At 54.2% G+C, this 21,698-nt stretch carries 12 protein-coding genes, 6 tRNA genes and 3 rRNA genes; all 21 read left to right on the forward strand.

Features of this window, described 5'->3' with window-relative positions:
* The first annotated feature begins 342 nt into the window (after positions 1-342).
* Positions 343-1,881 (forward strand): 16S ribosomal RNA (locus tag PSH88_RS03140).
* A gap of 123 nt (positions 1,882-2,004) precedes the next feature.
* Positions 2,005-2,081, forward strand: a tRNA-Ile gene (locus PSH88_RS03145).
* Between the two features lie 9 nt (positions 2,082-2,090).
* A tRNA-Ala gene (locus tag PSH88_RS03150) sits at positions 2,091-2,166 on the forward strand.
* Between the two features lie 223 nt (positions 2,167-2,389).
* A 23S ribosomal RNA gene (locus PSH88_RS03155) occupies positions 2,390-5,272 on the forward strand.
* Positions 5,273-5,428: 156 nt separating this feature from the next.
* Positions 5,429-5,544, forward strand: a 5S ribosomal RNA gene (rrf, locus tag PSH88_RS03160).
* Together the 16S, 23S and 5S rRNA genes with 2 tRNA genes alongside form the textbook arrangement of a ribosomal RNA operon.
* A gap of 136 nt (positions 5,545-5,680) precedes the next feature.
* Positions 5,681-6,640 (forward strand): bifunctional biotin--[acetyl-CoA-carboxylase] ligase/biotin operon repressor BirA, encoded by a 960-nt coding sequence (gene birA, locus PSH88_RS03165; protein WP_305483467.1) that lies wholly within the window; start codon positions 5,681-5,683, stop codon positions 6,638-6,640.
* Positions 6,630-7,379 carry a pantothenate kinase gene (locus tag PSH88_RS03170; RefSeq protein WP_305424901.1) on the forward strand — a complete coding sequence of 250 codons (750 nt, stop codon included), beginning with the start codon at positions 6,630-6,632 and terminating at the stop codon, positions 7,377-7,379. Before birA ends, PSH88_RS03170 begins: the two co-directional genes overlap by 11 nt.
* Before the next feature lie 7 nt (positions 7,380-7,386).
* Positions 7,387-7,827: a hypothetical protein gene (locus tag PSH88_RS03175; RefSeq protein ID WP_305424902.1), complete on the forward strand. Its 441-nt coding sequence runs from the start codon at positions 7,387-7,389 to the stop codon at positions 7,825-7,827.
* Positions 7,828-7,969: 142 nt separating this feature from the next.
* Positions 7,970-8,054: transfer RNA gene (locus PSH88_RS03180), tRNA-Tyr, on the forward strand.
* A gap of 24 nt (positions 8,055-8,078) precedes the next feature.
* Positions 8,079-8,152, forward strand: a tRNA-Gly gene (locus PSH88_RS03185).
* Positions 8,153-8,178: 26 nt separating this feature from the next.
* Positions 8,179-8,254 (forward strand) — tRNA-Thr (locus tag PSH88_RS03190).
* An 84-nt stretch (positions 8,255-8,338) separates the two neighbouring features.
* The gene (tuf, locus tag PSH88_RS03195) at positions 8,339-9,532 is read left to right on the forward strand and encodes an elongation factor Tu (RefSeq protein WP_007896619.1); all 1,194 of its coding nucleotides are present in this window, start codon (positions 8,339-8,341) and stop codon (positions 9,530-9,532) included.
* Between the two features lie 53 nt (positions 9,533-9,585).
* Positions 9,586-9,661, forward strand: a tRNA-Trp gene (locus PSH88_RS03200).
* A gap of 45 nt (positions 9,662-9,706) precedes the next feature.
* Entirely contained in the window at positions 9,707-10,075 is a 369-nt protein-coding gene (gene secE, locus PSH88_RS03205; RefSeq protein WP_007896620.1) for a preprotein translocase subunit SecE, read from the forward strand.
* Positions 10,076-10,084: 9 nt separating this feature from the next.
* A complete protein-coding gene (gene nusG, locus PSH88_RS03210) occupies positions 10,085-10,618 on the forward strand; it encodes a transcription termination/antitermination protein NusG (RefSeq protein WP_007896622.1) in 534 nt (177 codons plus the stop codon).
* 117 nt (positions 10,619-10,735) lie between these two features.
* The gene (rplK, locus tag PSH88_RS03215; protein ID WP_008008888.1) at positions 10,736-11,167 is read left to right on the forward strand and encodes a 50S ribosomal protein L11; all 432 of its coding nucleotides are present in this window, start codon (positions 10,736-10,738) and stop codon (positions 11,165-11,167) included.
* Entirely contained in the window at positions 11,167-11,862 is a 696-nt protein-coding gene (gene rplA / locus PSH88_RS03220) for a 50S ribosomal protein L1 (protein ID WP_007896626.1), read from the forward strand. The genes rplK and rplA overlap by 1 nt, the downstream gene beginning before the upstream one ends.
* Before the next feature lie 198 nt (positions 11,863-12,060).
* Positions 12,061-12,561 carry a 50S ribosomal protein L10 gene (rplJ, locus tag PSH88_RS03225; protein WP_305424903.1) on the forward strand — a complete coding sequence of 167 codons (501 nt, stop codon included), beginning with the start codon at positions 12,061-12,063 and terminating at the stop codon, positions 12,559-12,561.
* Positions 12,562-12,641: 80 nt separating this feature from the next.
* The gene (rplL, locus tag PSH88_RS03230; RefSeq protein WP_305424904.1) at positions 12,642-13,007 is read left to right on the forward strand and encodes a 50S ribosomal protein L7/L12; all 366 of its coding nucleotides are present in this window, start codon (positions 12,642-12,644) and stop codon (positions 13,005-13,007) included.
* Between the two features lie 220 nt (positions 13,008-13,227).
* Positions 13,228-17,301 (forward strand): DNA-directed RNA polymerase subunit beta, encoded by a 4,074-nt coding sequence (rpoB, locus tag PSH88_RS03235; protein WP_007896631.1) that lies wholly within the window; start codon positions 13,228-13,230, stop codon positions 17,299-17,301.
* A gap of 64 nt (positions 17,302-17,365) precedes the next feature.
* A complete protein-coding gene (gene rpoC, locus PSH88_RS03240; RefSeq protein WP_017341073.1) occupies positions 17,366-21,565 on the forward strand; it encodes a DNA-directed RNA polymerase subunit beta' in 4,200 nt (1,399 codons plus the stop codon).
* The last annotated feature ends 133 nt before the right edge of the window (positions 21,566-21,698 follow it).

Genomic DNA, 21,698 nt, shown 5'->3' on the forward strand with positions numbered 1-21,698 from the left:
AAGAGGTGTTGACAGCAGCGAGTAACGCTGTAGAATTCGCCTCCCGCTAACGAGAGATCGGAAGCGCAAGTGGTTGAAGTTGCAAAGGAAACTTTGAAAGCTTCTGAAAATAACCGCTTGACAGCAACAGAGGCTGCTGTAGAATGCGCGCCTCGGTTGAGACGAAAGATCTTAACCAACCGCTCTTTAACAACTGAATCAAGCAATTCGTGTGGGTGCTTGTGGAGTCAGACTGATAGTCAACAAGATTATCAGCATCACAAGTTACTCCGCGAGAAATCAAAGATGTAACCAACGATTGCTGAGCCAAGTTTAGGGTTTCTTAAAAACCCAAAGATGTTTGAACTGAAGAGTTTGATCATGGCTCAGATTGAACGCTGGCGGCAGGCCTAACACATGCAAGTCGAGCGGCAGCACGGGTACTTGTACCTGGTGGCGAGCGGCGGACGGGTGAGTAATGCCTAGGAATCTGCCTGGTAGTGGGGGATAACGCTCGGAAACGGACGCTAATACCGCATACGTCCTACGGGAGAAAGCAGGGGACCTTCGGGCCTTGCGCTATCAGATGAGCCTAGGTCGGATTAGCTAGTTGGTGAGGTAATGGCTCACCAAGGCGACGATCCGTAACTGGTCTGAGAGGATGATCAGTCACACTGGAACTGAGACACGGTCCAGACTCCTACGGGAGGCAGCAGTGGGGAATATTGGACAATGGGCGAAAGCCTGATCCAGCCATGCCGCGTGTGTGAAGAAGGTCTTCGGATTGTAAAGCACTTTAAGTTGGGAGGAAGGGCAGTTACCTAATACGTAATTGTTTTGACGTTACCGACAGAATAAGCACCGGCTAACTCTGTGCCAGCAGCCGCGGTAATACAGAGGGTGCAAGCGTTAATCGGAATTACTGGGCGTAAAGCGCGCGTAGGTGGTTCGTTAAGTTGGATGTGAAATCCCCGGGCTCAACCTGGGAACTGCATTCAAAACTGACGAGCTAGAGTATGGTAGAGGGTGGTGGAATTTCCTGTGTAGCGGTGAAATGCGTAGATATAGGAAGGAACACCAGTGGCGAAGGCGACCACCTGGACTGATACTGACACTGAGGTGCGAAAGCGTGGGGAGCAAACAGGATTAGATACCCTGGTAGTCCACGCCGTAAACGATGTCAACTAGCCGTTGGGAGCCTTGAGCTCTTAGTGGCGCAGCTAACGCATTAAGTTGACCGCCTGGGGAGTACGGCCGCAAGGTTAAAACTCAAATGAATTGACGGGGGCCCGCACAAGCGGTGGAGCATGTGGTTTAATTCGAAGCAACGCGAAGAACCTTACCAGGCCTTGACATCCAATGAACTTTCCAGAGATGGATTGGTGCCTTCGGGAACATTGAGACAGGTGCTGCATGGCTGTCGTCAGCTCGTGTCGTGAGATGTTGGGTTAAGTCCCGTAACGAGCGCAACCCTTGTCCTTAGTTACCAGCACGTAATGGTGGGCACTCTAAGGAGACTGCCGGTGACAAACCGGAGGAAGGTGGGGATGACGTCAAGTCATCATGGCCCTTACGGCCTGGGCTACACACGTGCTACAATGGTCGGTACAGAGGGTTGCCAAGCCGCGAGGTGGAGCTAATCCCATAAAACCGATCGTAGTCCGGATCGCAGTCTGCAACTCGACTGCGTGAAGTCGGAATCGCTAGTAATCGCGAATCAGAATGTCGCGGTGAATACGTTCCCGGGCCTTGTACACACCGCCCGTCACACCATGGGAGTGGGTTGCACCAGAAGTAGCTAGTCTAACCTTCGGGAGGACGGTTACCACGGTGTGATTCATGACTGGGGTGAAGTCGTAACAAGGTAGCCGTAGGGGAACCTGCGGCTGGATCACCTCCTTAATCGACGACATCAGCTGCTCCATAAGTTCCCACACGAATTGCTTGATTCATTGAAGAAGACGATAGAAGCAGCTTTAAGCTCCAAGCTGATAGCTCAACGCTAACAGTTACGCGCTCGAAATTGGGTCTGTAGCTCAGTTGGTTAGAGCGCACCCCTGATAAGGGTGAGGTCGGCAGTTCGAATCTGCCCAGACCCACCAATTTTGTATGGGGCCATAGCTCAGCTGGGAGAGCGCCTGCCTTGCACGCAGGAGGTCAACGGTTCGATCCCGTTTGGCTCCACCATACTGCTTCGAAACGTTTGAGAGTTAGAAATGAATATCGGTGTGAATGTTGATTTCTAGTCTTTGATTAGATCGTTCTTTAAAAATTTGGGTATGTGATAGAAAGATAGACTGATGGCCACTTTCACTGGTGGTGATCAGGCTAAGGTAAAATTTGTGAGTTTAATCGCGAATTTTCGGCGAATGTCGTCTTCACAGTATAACCAGATTGCTTGGGGTTATATGGTCAAGTGAAGAACGCATACGGTGGATGCCTTGGCAGTCAGAGGCGATGAAAGACGTGGTAGCCTGCGAAAAGCTTCGGGGAGTCGGCAAACAGACTTTGATCCGGAGATGTCTGAATGGGGGAACCCACCTAACATAAGTTAGGTATCTTAAGCTGAATACATAGGCTTAAGAAGCGAACCAGGGGAACTGAAACATCTAAGTACCCTGAGGAAAAGAAATCAACCGAGATTCCCTTAGTAGTGGCGAGCGAACGGGGACTAGCCCTTAAGTGGCTTTGAGATTAGCGGAACGCTCTGGAAAGTGCGGCCATAGTGGGTGATAGCCCTGTACGCGAAAATCTCTTGGCCATGAAATCGAGTAGGACGGAGCACGAGAAACTTTGTCTGAATATGGGGGGACCATCCTCCAAGGCTAAATACTACTGACTGACCGATAGTGAACTAGTACCGTGAGGGAAAGGCGAAAAGAACCCCGGAGAGGGGAGTGAAATAGATCCTGAAACCGTATGCGTACAAGCAGTGGGAGCCCACTTGTTGGGTGACTGCGTACCTTTTGTATAATGGGTCAGCGACTTATTTTCAGTGGCGAGCTTAACCGAATAGGGGAGGCGTAGCGAAAGCGAGTCTTAATAGGGCGTCTAGTCGCTGGGAATAGACCCGAAACCGGGCGATCTATCCATGGGCAGGTTGAAGGTTGGGTAACACTAACTGGAGGACCGAACCGACTACCGTGAAAGTTAGCGGATGACCTGTGGATCGGAGTGAAAGGCTAATCAAGCTCGGAGATAGCTGGTTCTCCTGAAAGCTATTTAGGTAGCGCCTCATGTATCACTGTAGGGGGTAGAGCACTGTTTCGGCTAGGGGGTCATCCCGACTTACCAAACCGATGCAAACTCCGAATACCTACAAGTGCCGAGCATGGGAGACACACGGCGGGTGCTAACGTCCGTCGTGAAAAGGGAAACAACCCAGACCGTCAGCTAAGGTCCCAAAGTTATGGTTAAGTGGGAAACGATGTGGGAAGGCTTAGACAGCTAGGAGGTTGGCTTAGAAGCAGCCACCCTTTAAAGAAAGCGTAATAGCTCACTAGTCGAGTCGGCCTGCGCGGAAGATGTAACGGGGCTCAAACCATACACCGAAGCTACGGGTATCACTTAGGTGATGCGGTAGAGGAGCGTTCTGTAAGCCTGTGAAGGTGAGTTGAGAAGCTTGCTGGAGGTATCAGAAGTGCGAATGCTGACATGAGTAACGACAATGGGTGTGAAAAACACCCACGCCGAAAGACCAAGGTTTCCTGCGCAACGTTAATCGACGCAGGGTTAGTCGGTCCCTAAGGCGAGGCTGAAAAGCGTAGTCGATGGAAAACAGGTTAATATTCCTGTACTTCTGGTTATTGCGATGGAGGGACGGAGAAGGCTAGGCCAGCTTGGCGTTGGTTGTCCAAGTTTAAGGTGGTAGGCTGGAATCTTAGGTAAATCCGGGATTCTAAGGCCGAGAGCTGATGACGAGTGTTCTTTTAGAACACGAAGTGGTTGATGCCATGCTTCCAAGAAAAGCTTCTAAGCTTCAGGTAACCAGGAACCGTACCCCAAACCGACACAGGTGGTTGGGTAGAGAATACCAAGGCGCTTGAGAGAACTCGGGTGAAGGAACTAGGCAAAATGGCACCGTAACTTCGGGAGAAGGTGCGCCGGTGAGGGTGAAGCATTTACTGCGTAAGCCCACGCCGGTCGAAGATACCAGGCCGCTGCGACTGTTTATTAAAAACACAGCACTCTGCAAACACGAAAGTGGACGTATAGGGTGTGACGCCTGCCCGGTGCCGGAAGGTTAATTGATGGGGTTAGCTAACGCGAAGCTCTTGATCGAAGCCCCGGTAAACGGCGGCCGTAACTATAACGGTCCTAAGGTAGCGAAATTCTCGGGTAAGTTCCGACCTGCACGAATGGCGTAACGATGGCGGCGCTGTCTCCACCCGAGACTCAGTGAAATTGAAATCGCTGTGAAGATGCAGTGTATCCGCGGCTAGACGGAAAGACCCCGTGAACCTTTACTATAGCTTTGCACTGGACTTTGAATTTGCTTGTGTAGGATAGGTGGGAGGCTTTGAAGCGTGGACGCCAGTTCGCGTGGAGCCAACCTTGAAATACCACCCTGGCAACTTTGAGGTTCTAACTCAGGTCCGTTATCCGGATCGAGGACAGTGTATGGTGGGTAGTTTGACTGGGGCGGTCTCCTCCTAAAGAGTAACGGAGGAGTACGAAGGTGCGCTCAGACCGGTCGGAAATCGGTCGTAGAGTATAAAGGCAAAAGCGCGCTTGACTGCGAGACAGACACGTCGAGCAGGTACGAAAGTAGGTCTTAGTGATCCGGTGGTTCTGTATGGAAGGGCCATCGCTCAACGGATAAAAGGTACTCCGGGGATAACAGGCTGATACCGCCCAAGAGTTCATATCGACGGCGGTGTTTGGCACCTCGATGTCGGCTCATCACATCCTGGGGCTGAAGCCGGTCCCAAGGGTATGGCTGTTCGCCATTTAAAGTGGTACGCGAGCTGGGTTTAGAACGTCGTGAGACAGTTCGGTCCCTATCTGCCGTGGACGTTTGAGATTTGAGAGGGGCTGCTCCTAGTACGAGAGGACCGGAGTGGACGAACCTCTGGTGTTCCGGTTGTCACGCCAGTGGCATTGCCGGGTAGCTATGTTCGGAATAGATAACCGCTGAAAGCATCTAAGCGGGAAACTAGCCTCAAGATGAGATCTCACTGGGACCTTGAGTCCCCTGAAGGGCCGTCGAAGACTACGACGTTGATAGGTTGGGTGTGTAAGCGCTGTGAGGCGTTGAGCTAACCAATACTAATTGCCCGTGAGGCTTGACCATATAACACCCAAGCAATTTGCTGACCTGAAGAGGCACCAGATTGCGGTGTGTGAAGACGAAACGAACCGAAAGTTCGAGAAACAAACACACAAACTATCGCATACCCATTCGCTGGAGCGTGACCTCGCAAGAGAACACGAGCTGGCTACCGAATTTCTTGACGACCATAGAGCATTGGAACCACCTGATCCCATCCCGAACTCAGCAGTGAAACGATGCATCGCCGATGGTAGTGTGGGGTTTCCCCATGTGAGAGTAGGTCATCGTCAAGATTAAATTCCGAAACCCCTATCTGCGTATGCAGGTAGGGGTTTTGTTTTGTCCGCAGGAAAATCTCGCTTGTAGGGTTTCTATGCAACAGCCCGGGGCATGGCTATCATGCGGGCCTCATTGTGAGGCGAGACTTGCATGCTGACGTTGTTAAAGCTTCTTAAGGATGGTCGATTCCATTCGGGCCAAGCCCTGGGTGCTGCCTTGGGCGTCAGTCGTAGCGCTGTATGGAAGCAGCTTCAGCACTTGGAAGCTGAGCTCGGTTTATCCATTCACAAAGTGCGCGGTCGCGGCTATCAACTGGCTGCGCCATTGACGCTACTTGATCCTGCGGAAATAAGCGCGCGGGCGCCTTCTTGCGAGTGGCCCATTCTAGTCTTCGATTCAATTGACTCTACCAACGCTGAAGCCTTACGCGCTATCGAGCGTGGCCAGCCTGCGCCATTTCTGGTGCTCGCTGAGCGACAGACGGCCGGTCGCGGGCGGCGTGGACGCAAATGGGTGAGCCCGTTCGCGGAAAACGTTTATTACAGTCTGGTGCTGCGCATTGATGGTGGTATGCGTCAGCTGGAAGGCTTGAGTCTTGTCGTCGGGCTTGCCGTAATGCAAGCCTTGCGAGGGCTTGGTATTTCAGCTGTGGGGTTGAAGTGGCCGAATGATGTTCTGGTGGGTCAGCAAAAGATTGCAGGAATACTGCTCGAGTTAGTGGGGGATCCTGCTGACGTGTGTCACGTGGTAATCGGTGTCGGAATCAATGTAAACATGCAGATGACCGATGAGGTTGATCAGCAGTGGACGTCCATGCGGCTTGAGTCGGGTAAGGCAGTTGATCGCAATTATCTGGTTGCGGAGTTAGGGTTGATGCTCCAGGCCTATTTAAGTCGACACCAGGCCGGAGGATTTCCGGCTATCCAGGCGGAGTGGGAGCAAAATCATCTATGGCAGGGGCGGGCGGTGTCGTTGATTGCCGGTGTGAGTCAAATAGATGGAGAGGTGCTGGGTATCGATGGTCAGGGTGCCTTGCGCTTGAAGGTGAATGGTGTGGAGAAGGTCTTTAGTGGTGGCGAGCTCAGCCTGAGGTTACGTGATGATTCTTGAGCTCGATTGTGGAAACAGTTTCATCAAGTGGCGTGTGCTCGGCGAGGATGTCCGGCGGGTGGTTGGCGAGGGAGTCGTTGATTCAGATCTCGCATTGCTGGAGGGCTTGAAAGGGCTCAAGGGGCTCGCTCTCACACATTGTCGTTTGGTCAGTGTCAGAACCGCCGAAGAAACCAGTGCGCTGATTTCTCTGCTGACCGAGGCTTTCGGTGTTTCCGTAGTGTGCGCGGCACCGGCTCGGGAGATGTCCGGGGTTCGAAATGGCTATGAGGAGTTCGAGCGGCTAGGGCTTGATCGCTGGCTTGCAATGCTTGGAGGATTTCATCTGGCTTCGGGTGCTTGTCTGGTGCTCGACTTTGGTACGGCTGTTACGGCTGACTTTATTGCGGGGGATGGTGAGCATCTCGGGGGATTTATCTGTCCGGGGATGCCTTTGATGCGCAACCAGCTGCGTACTCATACCCGTAGAATTCGTTATGGAGATCTTGCTGCCGAGCGCGCTTTGGAGAGTCTTGTTCCTGGGCGCACAACCGTCGAGGCGGTCGAGCGAGGTTGTTTGTTAATGTTGAGAGGATTTGTCCTGACTCAGCTAGAGTTGGCGCGCAGCTATTGGGGAGATGATTTCGCAGTCTTTCTGACTGGAGGGGATGCTGATCTGGTCTCTGAGATTGTGCCTGAGGCCAGGGTGGTTCCAGACCTGGTATTTGTAGGTTTGGCGATGGCGTGCCCCTTGTCCTGAGGTTTTTATGCGTTGGTTGTTCCTGTTGTTGTTTGTTCTCAATGTGTTCTATTACGTCTGGCACCAACAGGAGGCTCCGCTTCGCGCGAAAGATGTAACCCCTTTGAGTTTGTATCGGGGTTCGCAGCAGGACATTCGTTTGTTAAGTGAAGCGACTGAAGCGGCTCGTGATAAAGGAAAGTCTGCCCAGGCAGACGATGGATGCCTCTATCTTGGCGGTTTTACTCGTCAGGAAGCGGCTCAGGCGGTTGAGCGGCGATTGAGTGGCATGGAAATCAAGTTCGAGTCCTTGCTGAGGGCCCCTGCTGGGTCTGATGGTTACTGGGTGCGTGTGGCACCAGAAAGCCGGCGTTGGCTAGATGACTCGCAGCTAAAAAACCTTTCCAAAGAATTCAATGAGTTAAAACATAAAATAATGCCGTGCGAGGGGGTTGCACCCGCCGAATAGTTTGCATAGAATGGCGCCCGCTTCGCAGTGAAGACCTTTAACGGTTAGCAGTGTGAAGCGAGGTCAACGCAGCTAACCTCAGGTTTTTAATGAGAAAATGCTTGACAGAAGGCTGGCATGATATAGAATGCCGGCTCGCTTAGGAGGGGTTCCCGAGCGGCCAAAGGGATCAGACTGTAAATCTGACGTCTACGACTTCGAAGGTTCGAATCCTTCCCCCTCCACCATTTTTAGCGAGAGCTGCAAGCTCCGCGGGTATAGTTTAGTGGTAGAACCTCAGCCTTCCAAGCTGATGATGCGGGTTCGATTCCCGCTACCCGCTCCAAGTTTGCAGGTCCTGCAAAGTGTCACGCTCTTGTAGCTCAGTTGGTAGAGCACACCCTTGGTAAGGGTGAGGTCAGCGGTTCAAATCCGCTCAAGAGCTCCATATAACAAGGCAGATATGAAAATATCTGCCTTTGTTTTAATGGTTGATAGTACTTGCTTAATTCTTCTGCTAGGGGTGATTTCGATGGCTAAGGAAAAGTTCGAGCGTAACAAGCCGCACGTCAACGTTGGAACCATTGGTCACGTAGACCACGGCAAGACGACTTTGACCGCCGCTCTGACCCGTGTCTGCTCCGAAGTGTTCGGTTCGGCAAAGGTTGACTTCGACAAGATCGATAGCGCCCCAGAAGAAAAAGCTCGTGGCATTACCATTAACACCGCTCACGTTGAGTACGATTCGGCTGTGCGTCACTACGCACACGTTGACTGTCCAGGTCACGCTGACTACGTAAAAAACATGATCACCGGTGCTGCGCAGATGGATGGTGCGATTCTGGTTTGCTCGGCCGCTGATGGTCCGATGCCGCAAACCCGTGAGCATATCCTGTTGTCCCGTCAGGTTGGCGTTCCGTACATTGTTGTCTTCCTGAACAAGGCTGACATGGTTGACGATGCTGAGCTGCTGGAGCTGGTTGAGATGGAAGTGCGCGATCTTCTGAGCACTTACGATTTCCCAGGTGATGACACTCCGATCATCATTGGTTCGGCTCTGATGGCGCTGAATGGTCAAGACGACAACGAGATGGGTACTACCGCCGTCAAGAAGTTGGTCGAGACTCTGGATAGCTATATTCCGCAGCCTGAGCGTGCTATCGATAAGCCGTTCCTGATGCCGATCGAGGACGTGTTCTCGATCTCTGGTCGCGGTACTGTTGTGACTGGTCGTGTTGAGCGTGGCATTGTCCGCATTCAGGAAGAGGTTGAGATTGTTGGTCTTCGTGACACTGTCAAAACTACTTGTACTGGTGTTGAAATGTTCCGCAAGCTGCTCGATGAAGGTCGTGCAGGTGAGAACTGCGGCGTTCTGCTGCGTGGTACCAAGCGTGATGATGTTGAGCGTGGCCAGGTTCTGGTCAAGCCCGGCACTGTCAAGCCGCATACCAAGTTCACTGCTGAGGTTTACGTTCTGAGCAAGGAGGAAGGTGGTCGTCATACGCCGTTCTTCAAAGGCTACCGTCCACAGTTCTACTTCCGTACGACTGACGTGACTGGTAACTGCGAGCTGCCAGAAGGTGTTGAAATGGTGATGCCGGGTGACAACGTTCAAATGACCGTTACCCTGATCAAAACCATCGCGATGGAAGATGGTCTGCGTTTCGCTATCCGTGAGGGCGGTCGTACCGTCGGCGCTGGTGTCGTAGCAAAAGTCATCGAGTAAGTTGTTGTAATGTCTTTTTCGGGCCGGCATAATGGTCGGCCTGATTTTGTTTTAGGTCAGTAGCTCAATTGGCAGAGCGACGGTCTCCAAAACCGTAGGTTGGGGGTTCGATTCCCTCCTGACCTGCCAGATTCACTTGGTGTGTCTGGCTTTCTTTTCACAGGATCTTCATAGATGACTCCTAAAGCTGAAGCTCAAGGCTCTCGCTTCGATCTGCTCAAGTGGCTAGTGGTAGTCGCTTTGGTGGTTGTTGGCGTTGTTGGCAATCAGTATTACTCTGCTTCGCCGATCCTGTACCGCGTACTTGCTTTGCTTGTCATTGCTGCTGTAGCTGCCTTTGTAGGTCTGCAGACAGTCAAGGGCAAGTCTTTCTTTGTACTGGTTAAGGAAGCTCGCACCGAGATTCGTAAAGTCGTATGGCCAACTCGCCAAGAAACCACGCAGACCACACTGATTGTTGTGGCTGTTGTTCTGGTTATGGCGTTGCTGTTGTGGGGGCTAGATTCCCTGCTCGGCTGGCTTGTTTCCTTGATTGTCGGCTAAGGGTGTCCCGTGGCTAAGCGTTGGTACGTTGTGCATGCTTACTCCGGTTACGAGAAGCATGTCATGCGCTCGTTGGTAGAGCGCGTAAAGCTGGCTGGCATGGAAGATGGCTTTGGCGAAATTCTGGTTCCCACTGAAGAAGTGGTTGAAATGCGTAATGGCCAGAAACGCAAAAGCGAGCGCAAGTTCTTCCCTGGTTATGTGCTGGTCCAGATGGACATGAACGAGGGTACTTGGCACTTGGTCAAGGATACTCCTCGGGTGATGGGTTTCATCGGCGGTACTGCTGATAAGCCTGCACCGATCACGGATAAAGAGGCAGAAGCGATTCTGCGTCGCGTTGCTGATGGTAGCGACAAGCCGAAGCCGAAGACACTGTTCGAGCCGGGCGAGTCGGTGCGCGTCAATGACGGGCCGTTTGCTGATTTTACTGGCACGGTTGAAGAAGTTAATTACGAGAAGAGCCGGATCCAAGTGGCAGTGCTCATTTTCGGTCGCTCTACTCCGGTAGAGCTAGAGTTCAGCCAGGTCGAAAAGGTCTAGCTGAGCAAACATCCCAACCCCGCAGCCCTAGGCTGTGGGGTTTTGTCGTCACTGGGATAAACGCGCAAGTAACCGGGGAGCCTTTCGAGGCGTTCGAACCCGTAATTGGAGTGCCTCATGGCCAAGAAGATTACCGCTTACATCAAGCTGCAAGTGAAGGCCGCTCAGGCTAACCCAAGCCCACCTGTTGGTCCTGCTCTGGGTCAGCACGGCGTGAACATCATGGAATTCTGCAAGGCTTTCAACGCCCGTACTCAGGGTATTGAGCCAGGTCTGCCGACTCCAGTGATCATCACTGTCTACAGCGACCGTAGCTTCACTTTCGAAACCAAATCCACACCTGCTTCGGTTCTGCTGAAGAAGGCTGCTGGTCTGACTAGCGGTTCCGCTCGTCCGAACACCGTTAAGGTTGGCACCGTGACTCGTGCTCAGCTGGAAGAAATCGCGAAAACCAAAAACGCGGATCTGACTGCAGCTGATATGGAAGCAGCCGTGCGTACTATCGCCGGTTCTGCTCGTAGCATGGGCCTTAACGTGGAGGGTGTGTAATGGCTAAGTTGACCAAGCGTCAAAAGGCTATCGCCGGCAAAATCGAAGCAGGCAAGTCTTACAACTTTGTAGACGCTGCTGCTCTGCTGGCTGAGCTGTCGACTGTCAAGTTCAGCGAGTCGTTCGACGTTGCTGTGAACCTGGGTGTTGACCCGCGTAAATCCGACCAGGTCGTTCGTAGCGCTACCGTGCTGCCACACGGCACTGGCAAGACTGTTCGCGTTGCTGTGTTCACCCAGGGTCCAGCTGCCGAGGCCGCTCTGGCTGCCGGCGCTGACCGTGTAGGTATGGACGACCTGGCTGCCGAAATGAAAGGCGGCGACCTGAACTATGACGTAGTTATCGCATCCCCGGATGCCATGCGCGTTGTTGGTCAGTTGGGTCAGATCCTCGGCCCGCGCGGCCTGATGCCTAACCCTAAAGTCGGCACTGTAACTCCAGACGTCGCTACCGCGGTTAAAAACGCCAAGGCTGGTCAGGTTCGTTATCGCACCGACAAAAACGGCATCATCCACACCTCCGTTGGCAAAGTCGGTTTCGATGCCGTCAAGCTGAAGGAAAACGTTGAAGCCCTGATCGCTGATCTGAAGCGTATCAAGCCAGCTTCCTCGAAAGGTATTTACGTCAAGCGCGTTACCCTGAGCACCACCATGGGGCCAGGTCTGGTCATCGACCAAGGCTCGCTCGACGCGTAAGACACAGGTTGGCGCAAGCGATTGCGCCAATTGAAAGATTGGGGTCCCTGCCTGGCGGGGGCTATCCAAGACCGTAGGCGACGCAAGTCTTAAACCACAAGCCTACGCAGATGGTGCTCCCGGTTCCTTACCGAATCAGACACCAAAACGACATCCGGCTTCGGCTGGATGAAACGGTAACAAGCAGGAGTTAAACCCGTGGCAATTAAACTCGAAGACAAGAAGGCCATCGTCGCTGAAGTCAACGAGGCTGCCAATGTTGCCCTGTCTGCTGTTGTGGCTGATGCCCGCGGCGTGACAGTTGGCGCTATGACCGGACTCCGTAAAGAGGCTCGTGAGGCTGGCGTTTACGTGCGTGTTGTACGTAACACCCTGCTCAAGCGCGCCGTTGCTGGCACTCAATATGACGTGCTCAACGACGTGTTCACTGGCCCGACCTTGATTGCATTTTCGAAAGAGCATCCGGGCGCTGCTGCTCGTATCTTCAAAGAATTCGCAAAAGGTCAGGATAAGTTCGAAATCAAGGCAGCTGCGTTCGAGGGCAAGTTCCTCGCAGCAAACCAGATCGATGTGTTGGCTTCGCTGCCAACTCGCGACGAAGCCATTGCAAAGCTGATGAGCGTGATTCAAGGCGCTACCAGCAAGCTGGCTCGTACTCTGGCGGCCGTTCGCGACCAGAAAGAAGCTGCCGCTGCCTAAGGCACTGCAAGCCCTTTCAAAATCATATGTTTAATTTGATGGCTGCGTAGGCTGTCACCCCAATACAGGAATTTATAGTCATGTCTCTGACTAACGAGCAAATCATCGAAGCAATCGGCCAGAAAACCGTTCTGGAAGTTGTTGAGCTGATCAAAGCAATGGAAGAAACCTTCGGCGTTACCGCTGCTGTTGCTGCTGCTGGTCCAGCTGCTGCTGCCGCTGTTGTTGAAGAACAAACTGAATTCAACGTCATGCTGACCGAAGCTGGCGAGAAGAAAGTTAACGTGATCAAGGCAGTACGTGAACTGACCGGTCTGGGCCTGAAAGAAGCCAAGGCTGTAGTTGACGGCGCTCCTGCCATGGTTCTGGAAGCTGTTTCGAAAGACGCAGCTGACAAAGCCAAAGCAACTCTGGAAGAAGCAGGCGCTAAAGTCGAGCTGAAGTAAGCATCGACTTTGCACCTCCAGCCCGAGCGTTAAGCGAAAGGCTGATGGCTGGTGGCTCTTGCCACCGGCCTTTTTCCGTTATTGGCAGCCGACTGGGTCGGTGCTGGTAACGAGCTGTAACCACCCGATGCGGTGGCGCAAACCATGGGGTTTGCACGATTTTCTGGCTGCTCCCGTCGGGAGGGGCCAAACAAGCAGGTGACCAAGCTGGGGAACGCTGATGGCTTACTCATATACTGAGAAAAAACGTATCCGCAAGGACTTTAGCAAGTTGCCGGACGTCATGGATGTGCCGTACCTCCTGGCCATCCAGCTGGATTCGTATCGTGAATTCTTGCAAGCGGGAGCGACTAAAGATCAGTTCCGCGACGTGGGCCTGCATGCGGCCTTCAAATCCGTTTTCCCGATCATCAGCTACTCCGGCAATGCTGCGCTGGAGTACGTCGGTTATCGCCTGGGCGAACCGGCATTTGATGTCAAAGAATGCGTATTGCGCGGTGTAACTTACGCCGTACCTTTGCGGGTAAAAGTGCGCCTGATCATTTTCGACAAAGAATCGTCGAACAAAGCGATCAAGGACATCAAAGAGCAAGAAGTCTACATGGGTGAAATCCCCCTGATGACTGAAAACGGTACCTTCGTAATCAACGGTACCGAGCGTGTAATCGTTTCCCAGCTGCACCGTTCCCCGGGCGTGTTCTTCGACCACGACCGTGGCAAGACGCACAGCTCCGGCAAACTGCTGTACTCCGCGCGCATCATTCCTTACCGCGGTTCGTGGCTGGACTTCGAGTTCGACCCGAAAGACTGCGTGTTCGTGCGTATCGACCGTCGTCGCAAGCTGCCTGCATCGGTACTGCTGCGCGCGCTGGGCTATACCACTGAAGAAGTGCTGGACGCGTTCTACACCACCAACGTCTTCCACGTGCAAGGTGAAAACCTCAGCCTGGAACTGGTGCCTCAGCGCCTGCGTGGTGAAATTGCTGTCCTGGATATCCTGGATGACAAAGGCAAGGTTATTGTCGAGCAAGGTCGTCGTATCACTGCTCGCCACATCAACCAGCTGGAAAAAGCAGGGATCAAAGAGCTGCAAGTGCCTCTGGACTACGTCCTGGGTCGCACTACCGCCAAGGTCATCGTGCATCCGGCAACCGGCGAAATCCTGGCGGAGTGCAACACCGAGCTGAACACCGAAATCCTGGCAAAAATCGCCAAGGCTCAGGTTGTTCGCATCGAAACTCTGTACACCAACGATATCGACTGCGGTCCGTTCGTCTCCGACACTCTGAAGATCGACTCCACCAGCAACCAATTGGAAGCGCTGGTCGAGATCTATCGCATGATGCGTCCTGGTGAGCCGCCAACCAAAGACGCTGCCGAAACCCTGTTCAACAACCTGTTCTTCAGTCCTGAGCGCTATGACCTGTCTGCGGTCGGCCGGATGAAGTTCAACCGTCGTATCGGTCGTACCGAGATCGAAGGTTCGGGCGTGTTGTGCAAAGAAGACATCGTCGCGGTACTGAAGACTCTGGTCGACATCCGTAACGGCAAAGGCATCGTCGATGACATCGACCACCTGGGTAACCGTCGTGTTCGCTGCGTAGGCGAAATGGCCGAGAACCAGTTCCGCGTTGGCCTGGTACGTGTTGAGCGTGCGGTCAAAGAGCGTCTGTCGATGGCTGAAAGCGAAGGCCTGATGCCGCAAGACCTGATCAACGCCAAGCCTGTGGCTGCGGCGGTGAAAGAGTTCTTCGGTTCCAGCCAGCTTTCCCAGTTCATGGACCAGAACAACCCGCTGTCCGAGATCACCCACAAGCGTCGTGTCTCTGCACTCGGCCCTGGCGGTTTGACTCGTGAGCGTGCTGGCTTTGAAGTGCGTGACGTACACCCGACTCACTACGGTCGTGTATGCCCGATTGAAACGCCGGAAGGTCCGAACATCGGTCTGATCAACTCCTTGGCTGCCTATGCGCGCACCAACCAGTACGGCTTCCTCGAGAGCCCGTACCGTGTGGTGAAAGACGCTCTGGTCACCGACGAGATCGTGTTCCTGTCCGCCATCGAAGAAGCTGATCACGTGATCGCTCAGGCTTCGGCCACGATGAACGACAAGAAAGTCCTGATCGACGAGCTGGTAGCTGTTCGTCACTTGAACGAGTTCACCGTCAAGGCGCCGGAAGACGTGACCTTGATGGACGTATCGCCGAAGCAGGTAGTTTCGGTTGCAGCGTCGCTGATCCCGTTCCTCGAGCACGACGACGCCAACCGCGCGTTGATGGGTTCGAACATGCAGCGTCAAGCTGTACCAACCCTGCGCGCTGACAAGCCGCTGGTCGGTACCGGTATGGAGCGTAACGTAGCCCGTGACTCCGGCGTTTGCGTCGTGGCTCGTCGTGGCGGCGTGATCGACTCCGTCGACGCCAGCCGTATCGTGGTTCGTGTTGCTGATGATGAAGTTGAAACCGGCGAAGCTGGTGTCGACATCTACAACCTGACCAAGTACACCCGCTCCAACCAGAACACCTGCATCAACCAGCGTCCGCTGGTGAGCAAGGGTGATCGGGTTCAGCGCAGCGACATCATGGCCGACGGTCCGTCCACCGATATGGGTGAACTGGCTCTGGGTCAGAACATGCGCATTGCGTTCATGGCATGGAACGGCTTCAACTTCGAAGACTCCATCTGCCTGTCCGAGCGTGTTGTTCAGGAAGACCGTTTCACCACGATCCACATTCAGGAACTGACCTGTGTGGCGCGTGACACCAAGCTTGGGCCAGAGGAAATCACTGCAGACATCCCGAACGTGGGTGAAGCTGCACTGAACAAGCTGGACGAAGCCGGTATCGTTTACGTAGGTGCTGAAGTTGGCGCAGGCGACATCCTGGTCGGTAAGGTCACTCCGAAAGGCGAGACCCAACTGACTCCGGAAGAAAAACTGCTGCGTGCCATCTTCGGTGAAAAAGCCAGCGACGTTAAAGACACTTCCCTGCGCGTGCCTACAGGCACCAAGGGTACTGTCATCGACGTGCAGGTCTTCACCCGTGACGGCGTTGAGCGTGATGCTCGTGCACTGTCGATCGAGAAGACTCAACTCGACGAGATCCGCAAGGACCTGAACGAAGAGTTCCGTATCGTTGAAGGCGCCACTTTCGAACGTCTGCGTTCTGCTCTGGTCGGCCACAAAGCCGAAGGCGGCGCCGGTCTGAAGAAAGGTCAGGAAATCACCGACGAAGTTCTCGACGGTCTTGAGCATGGTCAGTGGTTCAAACTGCGCATGGCTGAAGATGCTCTGAACGAGCAGCTCGAGAAGGCTCAGGCCTACATCGTTGATCGCCGTCGTCTGCTGGACGACAAGTTCGAAGACAAGAAGCGCAAACTGCAGCAGGGCGATGACCTGGCTCCAGGCGTGCTGAAAATCGTCAAGGTTTACCTGGCAATCCGTCGTCGCATCCAGCCGGGCGACAAGATGGCCGGTCGTCACGGTAACAAAGGTGTGGTCTCCGTGATCATGCCGGTTGAAGACATGCCGCACGATGCCAATGGCACCCCGGTCGACGTCGTCCTCAACCCGTTGGGCGTACCTTCGCGTATGAACGTTGGTCAGATCCTTGAAACCCACCTGGGCCTCGCGGCCAAAGGTCTGGGCGAGAAGATCAACCGGATGGTCGAAGAGCAGCGTAAAGTTGCTGAACTTCGCACCTTCCTGGACGAGATCTACAACCAGATCGGCGGTCGTAACGAAGATCTGGATAGCTTCTCCGACCAGGAAATCCTGGATCTGGCGAAGAACCTGCGTGGCGGCGTACCAATGGCCACCCCAGTGTTTGACGGCGCCAAGGAAAGCGAAATCAAGGCCATGCTGAAACTGGCAGACCTGCCAGAAAGCGGCCAGATGCAGCTGACCGACGGCCGTACCGGCAACAAGTTCGAGCGCCCGGTTACTGTTGGCTACATGTACATGCTGAAGCTGAACCACTTGGTAGACGACAAGATGCACGCTCGTTCTACCGGTTCGTACAGCCTGGTTACCCAGCAGCCGCTGGGTGGTAAGGCACAGTTCGGTGGTCAGCGTTTCGGGGAGATGGAGGTCTGGGCACTGGAAGCATACGGTGCTGCTTACACTCTGCAAGAAATGCTCACAGTGAAGTCGGACGATGTGAACGGTCGGACCAAGATGTACAAAAACATCGTGGACGGCGATCACCGTATGGAGCCGGGCATGCCCGAGTCCTTCAACGTGTTGATCAAAGAAATTCGTTCCCTCGGCATCGATATCGATCTGGAAACCGAATAACACGTGACGCGAATCGAGAGCGGGGCAGGATTGCCCGCTCTCTGCTCCGCCAGGAGGAAAGGCCTTGAAAGACCTACTGAATTTGCTGAAAAACCAGGGTCAAGTCGAAGAGTTCGACGCCATCCGTATTGGATTGGCATCGCCTGAGATGATCCGTTCGTGGTCGTTCGGTGAAGTTAAAAAGCCGGAAACCATCAACTACCGTACGTTCAAACCTGAGCGCGACGGCCTGTTCTGCGCCAAGATCTTTGGCCCGGTAAAGGATTACGAGTGCCTGTGCGGTAAGTACAAGCGCTTGAAGCACCGTGGTGTGATCTGCGAGAAGTGCGGCGTTGAAGTCGCGCTGGCAAAAGTTCGTCGTGAGCGCATGGCGCACATCGAACTGGCCTCGCCAGTTGCCCACATCTGGTTCCTGAAATCGCTGCCGTCGCGTATCGGCTTGCTGATGGACATGACCCTGCGTGATATCGAACGCGTTCTCTACTTCGAGAGCTATGTCGTTATCGATCCAGGCATGACCACCCTTGAAAAAGGTCAGCTGCTGAACGACGAGCAGTACTTCGAAGCGCTGGAAGAGTTCGGCGACGATTTCGATGCCCGCATGGGTGCCGAGGCTGTCCGTGAACTGCTGCACGCTATCGACCTGGAGCACGAGATTGGCCGCCTGCGTGAAGAAATTCCGCAAACCAACTCCGAAACCAAAATCAAGAAGCTGTCCAAGCGTCTGAAGTTGATGGAAGCCTTCCAGGGTTCCGGCAACCTGCCAGAGTGGATGGTGCTGACCGTTCTGCCGGTTCTGCCGCCAGATCTGCGTCCGCTGGTCCCGCTGGATGGCGGTCGTTTCGCGACTTCCGACCTCAACGATCTGTATCGTCGAGTGATCAACCGTAACAACCGCTTGAAGCGTCTGCTCGATCTGTCCGCTCCGGACATCATCGTGCGCAACGAAAAGCGCATGTTGCAGGAAGCTGTCGACGCACTGCTCGACAACGGTCGTCGTGGTCGCGCTATCACCGGCTCCAACAAGCGTCCTCTGAAGTCCCTGGCTGACATGATCAAGGGTAAGCAGGGTCGTTTCCGTCAGAACTTGCTCGGTAAGCGTGTTGACTACTCCGGTCGTTCGGTAATTACCGTTGGTCCGACCCTGCGTCTGCACCAGTGCGGTTTGCCGAAGAAGATGGCTCTCGAGCTGTTCAAACCCTTCATTTTCGGCAAGCTGGAAATGCGTGGTCTTGCTACCACCATCAAAGCTGCCAAGAAGATGGTCGAGCGCGAGCTGCCAGAGGTTTGGGACGTTCTCGCTGAAGTGATTCGCGAACACCCGGTTCTCCTCAACCGTGCACCGACCCTTCACCGTCTGGGTATCCAGGCGTTTGAACCGGTATTGATCGAAGGTAAGGCTATCCAGCTGCACCCTCTGGTCTGTGCTGCGTACAACGCCGACTTCGACGGCGACCAAATGGCCGTGCACGTACCGCTGACACTGGAAGCCCAGTTGGAAGCGCGTGCGTTGATGATGTCGACCAACAACATTCTGTCGCCAGCCAACGGTGAGCCAATCATCGTTCCGTCGCAGGACGTTGTATTGGGTCTGTACTACATGACTCGTGAAGCGATCAACGCCAAGGGCGAAGGTCGTGTGTTCGCGGATCTGCAGGAAGTTGACCGTGTGTTCCGTGCCGGCGAAGCTGCACTGCACGCCAAGGTTAAAGTGCGGATCAACGAAACCGTCAACGATCGTGATGGTGGCAGCGTCAAGAACACCCGTATCGTCGACACCACTGTCGGCCGTGCGCTGTTGTTCCAGGTTGTTCCACCTGGCCTGTCGTACGACGTCGTCAACCAGCCGATGAAGAAAAAGGCGATCTCCAAGCTGATCAACCAGTGCTATCGCGTGGTTGGTTTGAAAGAGACCGTGATCTTCGCTGACCAGTTGATGTACACCGGTTTTGCTTATTCGACCATCTCCGGCGTTTCCATCGGTGTTAACGACTTCGTTATCCCGGATGAAAAAGCCCGCATCATCGGTGCAGCCACCGACGAAGTGAAAGAGATCGAAAGTCAGTACGCCTCCGGCCTGGTAACCCAGGGCGAGAAGTACAACAAAGTGATCGACCTTTGGTCCAAGGCGAACGACGAAGTTTCCAAGGCGATGATGGCCAACCTCTCGAAAGAGAAAGTCATCGACCGTCATGGCGTCGAAGTCGACCAAGAGTCTTTCAACTCGATGTACATGATGGCCGACTCGGGTGCACGGGGTTCTGCTGCGCAGATCCGTCAGCTCGCCGGTATGCGTGGCCTGATGGCCAAGCCGGACGGTTCCATCATCGAAACGCCGATTACTGCGAACTTCCGTGAAGGTTTGAGCGTACTTCAGTACTTCATCTCCACTCACGGTGCTCGTAAAGGTTTGGCGGATACCGCGTTGAAAACTGCGAACTCCGGTTACCTGACTCGTCGTCTGGTAGACGTGGCGCAGGATCTGGTTGTGACCGAGATCGATTGCGGCACCGAACATGGCCTGGTAATGACTCCGCACATTGAAGGCGGTGACGTTGTTGAGCCGTTGGGTGAGCGCGTATTGGGTCGTGTCATTGCCCGTGACGTATTCAAGCCGGGTACCGAGGAAGTTATCGTTCCTGCCGGCACTCTGGTAGATGAGAAGTGGGTCGAATTCATCGAGCTGAACAGCATCGACGAAGTGATCGTGCGTTCGCCGATCAGTTGCGAAACCCGCTACGGCATTTGCGCCAAGTGCTACGGCCGTGACTTGGCTCGTGGTCACCAGGTGAACATCGGTGAAGCGGTCGGCGTTATCGCTGCCCAGTCCATCGGTGAGCCGGGTACCCAGCTGACCATGCGTACGTTCCACATCGGTGGTGCGGCAAGCCGGACCTCTGCAGCCGACAGCGTTCAGGTGAAAAATGGCGGTACCGTCCGTCTGCATAACCTGAAGCACGTTGAGCGAGTGGACGGTTGCCTGGTTGCTGTGTCCCGTTCCGGTGAGCTGGCAATCGCTGATGACTTCGGTCGTGAGCGCGAGCGCTACAAGCTGCCGTACGGTGCTGTGATTTCGGTTAAAGAAGGTGACAAGGTCGACGCTGGCGCAATCGTGGCCAAGTGGGATCCGCACACTCACCCAATCGTTACCGAAATGAAAGGTACCGTGACCTACGTGGGCATGGAAGAAGGCATCACGATCAAGCGTCAGACTGACGAATTGACCGGTATGACCAACATTGAAGTACTCGACGCCAAAGACCGTCCAGCTGCCGGTAAAGATATCCGTCCAGCTGTGAAGATGGTTGATGACAATGGCAAGGATCTCTTGCTGCCGGGCACCGACGTAATTGCTCAGTACTTCCTGCCTGCTAACGCCCTGGTTGGTGTAGCGGACGGTGCGAAAATCGCGATCGGTGATGTTATCGCTCGTATTCCGCAAGAGACTTCGAAGACCCGTGACATCACCGGTGGTCTGCCGCGTGTTGCCGACTTGTTCGAAGCCCGTCGTCCGAAAGAAGCCTCGATTCTGGCTGAAGTCAGCGGCACCATCGCGTTCGGTAAAGAGACCAAGGGCAAGCGCCGTCTGGTTATCACCCCGAACGACGGTAGCGATCCGTACGAAGAGCTGATTCCGAAGTGGCGTCACCTGAACGTCTTCGAAGGCGAACAGGTAAACCGCGGCGAAGTTATCTCCGACGGCCCGAGCGATCCACACGACATCCTGCGTCTGCTGGGTGTGAGTGCGCTGGCCAAGTACATCGTGAACGAGATCCAGGACGTTTATCGTCTGCAAGGCGTGAAGATCAACGATAAGCACATCGAGACCATCCTGCGTCAGATGCTGCGTAAAGTTGAAATCGCTGAATCCGGCGATTCCAGTTTCATCAAGGGCGACCAGATGGAATTGACTCACGTTCTGGTAGAGAACGAGCGTCTGGCTGGCGACGAGAAATTCGTTTCCAAGTTCACTCGCGTACTGCTGGGTATCACCAAGGCGTCGTTGTCCACCGAATCGTTCATCTCGGCGGCTTCCTTCCAGGAAACCACTCGCGTACTGACCGAAGCGGCGGTAACCGGCAAGCGCGATTACCTGCGCGGCCTGAAAGAAAACGTAGTCGTGGGTCGTTTGATCCCGGCGGGTACCGGTCTGGCTTATCACAGCGAGCGTAAGCGCCGCCGTGATGCTGACAAACCGTTGCGCGTAAGCGCCAGTGAAGTGGAAGCTGCACTGACCGAAGCGCTGAACTCAAGCGGTAACTGAGTTCTGCGATAAATGAGCGTAAGGCCCTGGCCGTTCCGTTCATCGAATCGAGACGATTTGTCGAGGTTGGATGAGTGGGGAGGTCGGGGCCTTGCCTTGACTGGGGGCAAGATCCTCTTTAGACTCTTGTACC

Origin of the sequence: Pseudomonas wuhanensis (assembly GCF_030687395.1) — a bacterium.
Lineage (GTDB): Bacteria > Pseudomonadota > Gammaproteobacteria > Pseudomonadales > Pseudomonadaceae > Aquipseudomonas > Aquipseudomonas wuhanensis.

Coding starts and splice junctions, on each gene's coding strand:
- birA (WP_305483467.1), top strand. CDS start 5,681: ATGCTGACGTTGTTAAAGCTTCTTAAGGATGGTCGATTCCATTCGGGC.
- tuf (WP_007896619.1), top strand. CDS start 8,339: ATGGCTAAGGAAAAGTTCGAGCGTAACAAGCCGCACGTCAACGTTGGA.
- secE (WP_007896620.1), top strand. CDS start 9,707: ATGACTCCTAAAGCTGAAGCTCAAGGCTCTCGCTTCGATCTGCTCAAG.
- rplL (WP_305424904.1), top strand. CDS start 12,642: ATGTCTCTGACTAACGAGCAAATCATCGAAGCAATCGGCCAGAAAACC.
- rplA (WP_007896626.1), top strand. CDS start 11,167: ATGGCTAAGTTGACCAAGCGTCAAAAGGCTATCGCCGGCAAAATCGAA.
- PSH88_RS03170 (WP_305424901.1), top strand. CDS start 6,630: ATGATTCTTGAGCTCGATTGTGGAAACAGTTTCATCAAGTGGCGTGTG.
- rpoB (WP_007896631.1), top strand. CDS start 13,228: ATGGCTTACTCATATACTGAGAAAAAACGTATCCGCAAGGACTTTAGC.
- rplK (WP_008008888.1), top strand. CDS start 10,736: ATGGCCAAGAAGATTACCGCTTACATCAAGCTGCAAGTGAAGGCCGCT.
- PSH88_RS03175 (WP_305424902.1), top strand. CDS start 7,387: ATGCGTTGGTTGTTCCTGTTGTTGTTTGTTCTCAATGTGTTCTATTAC.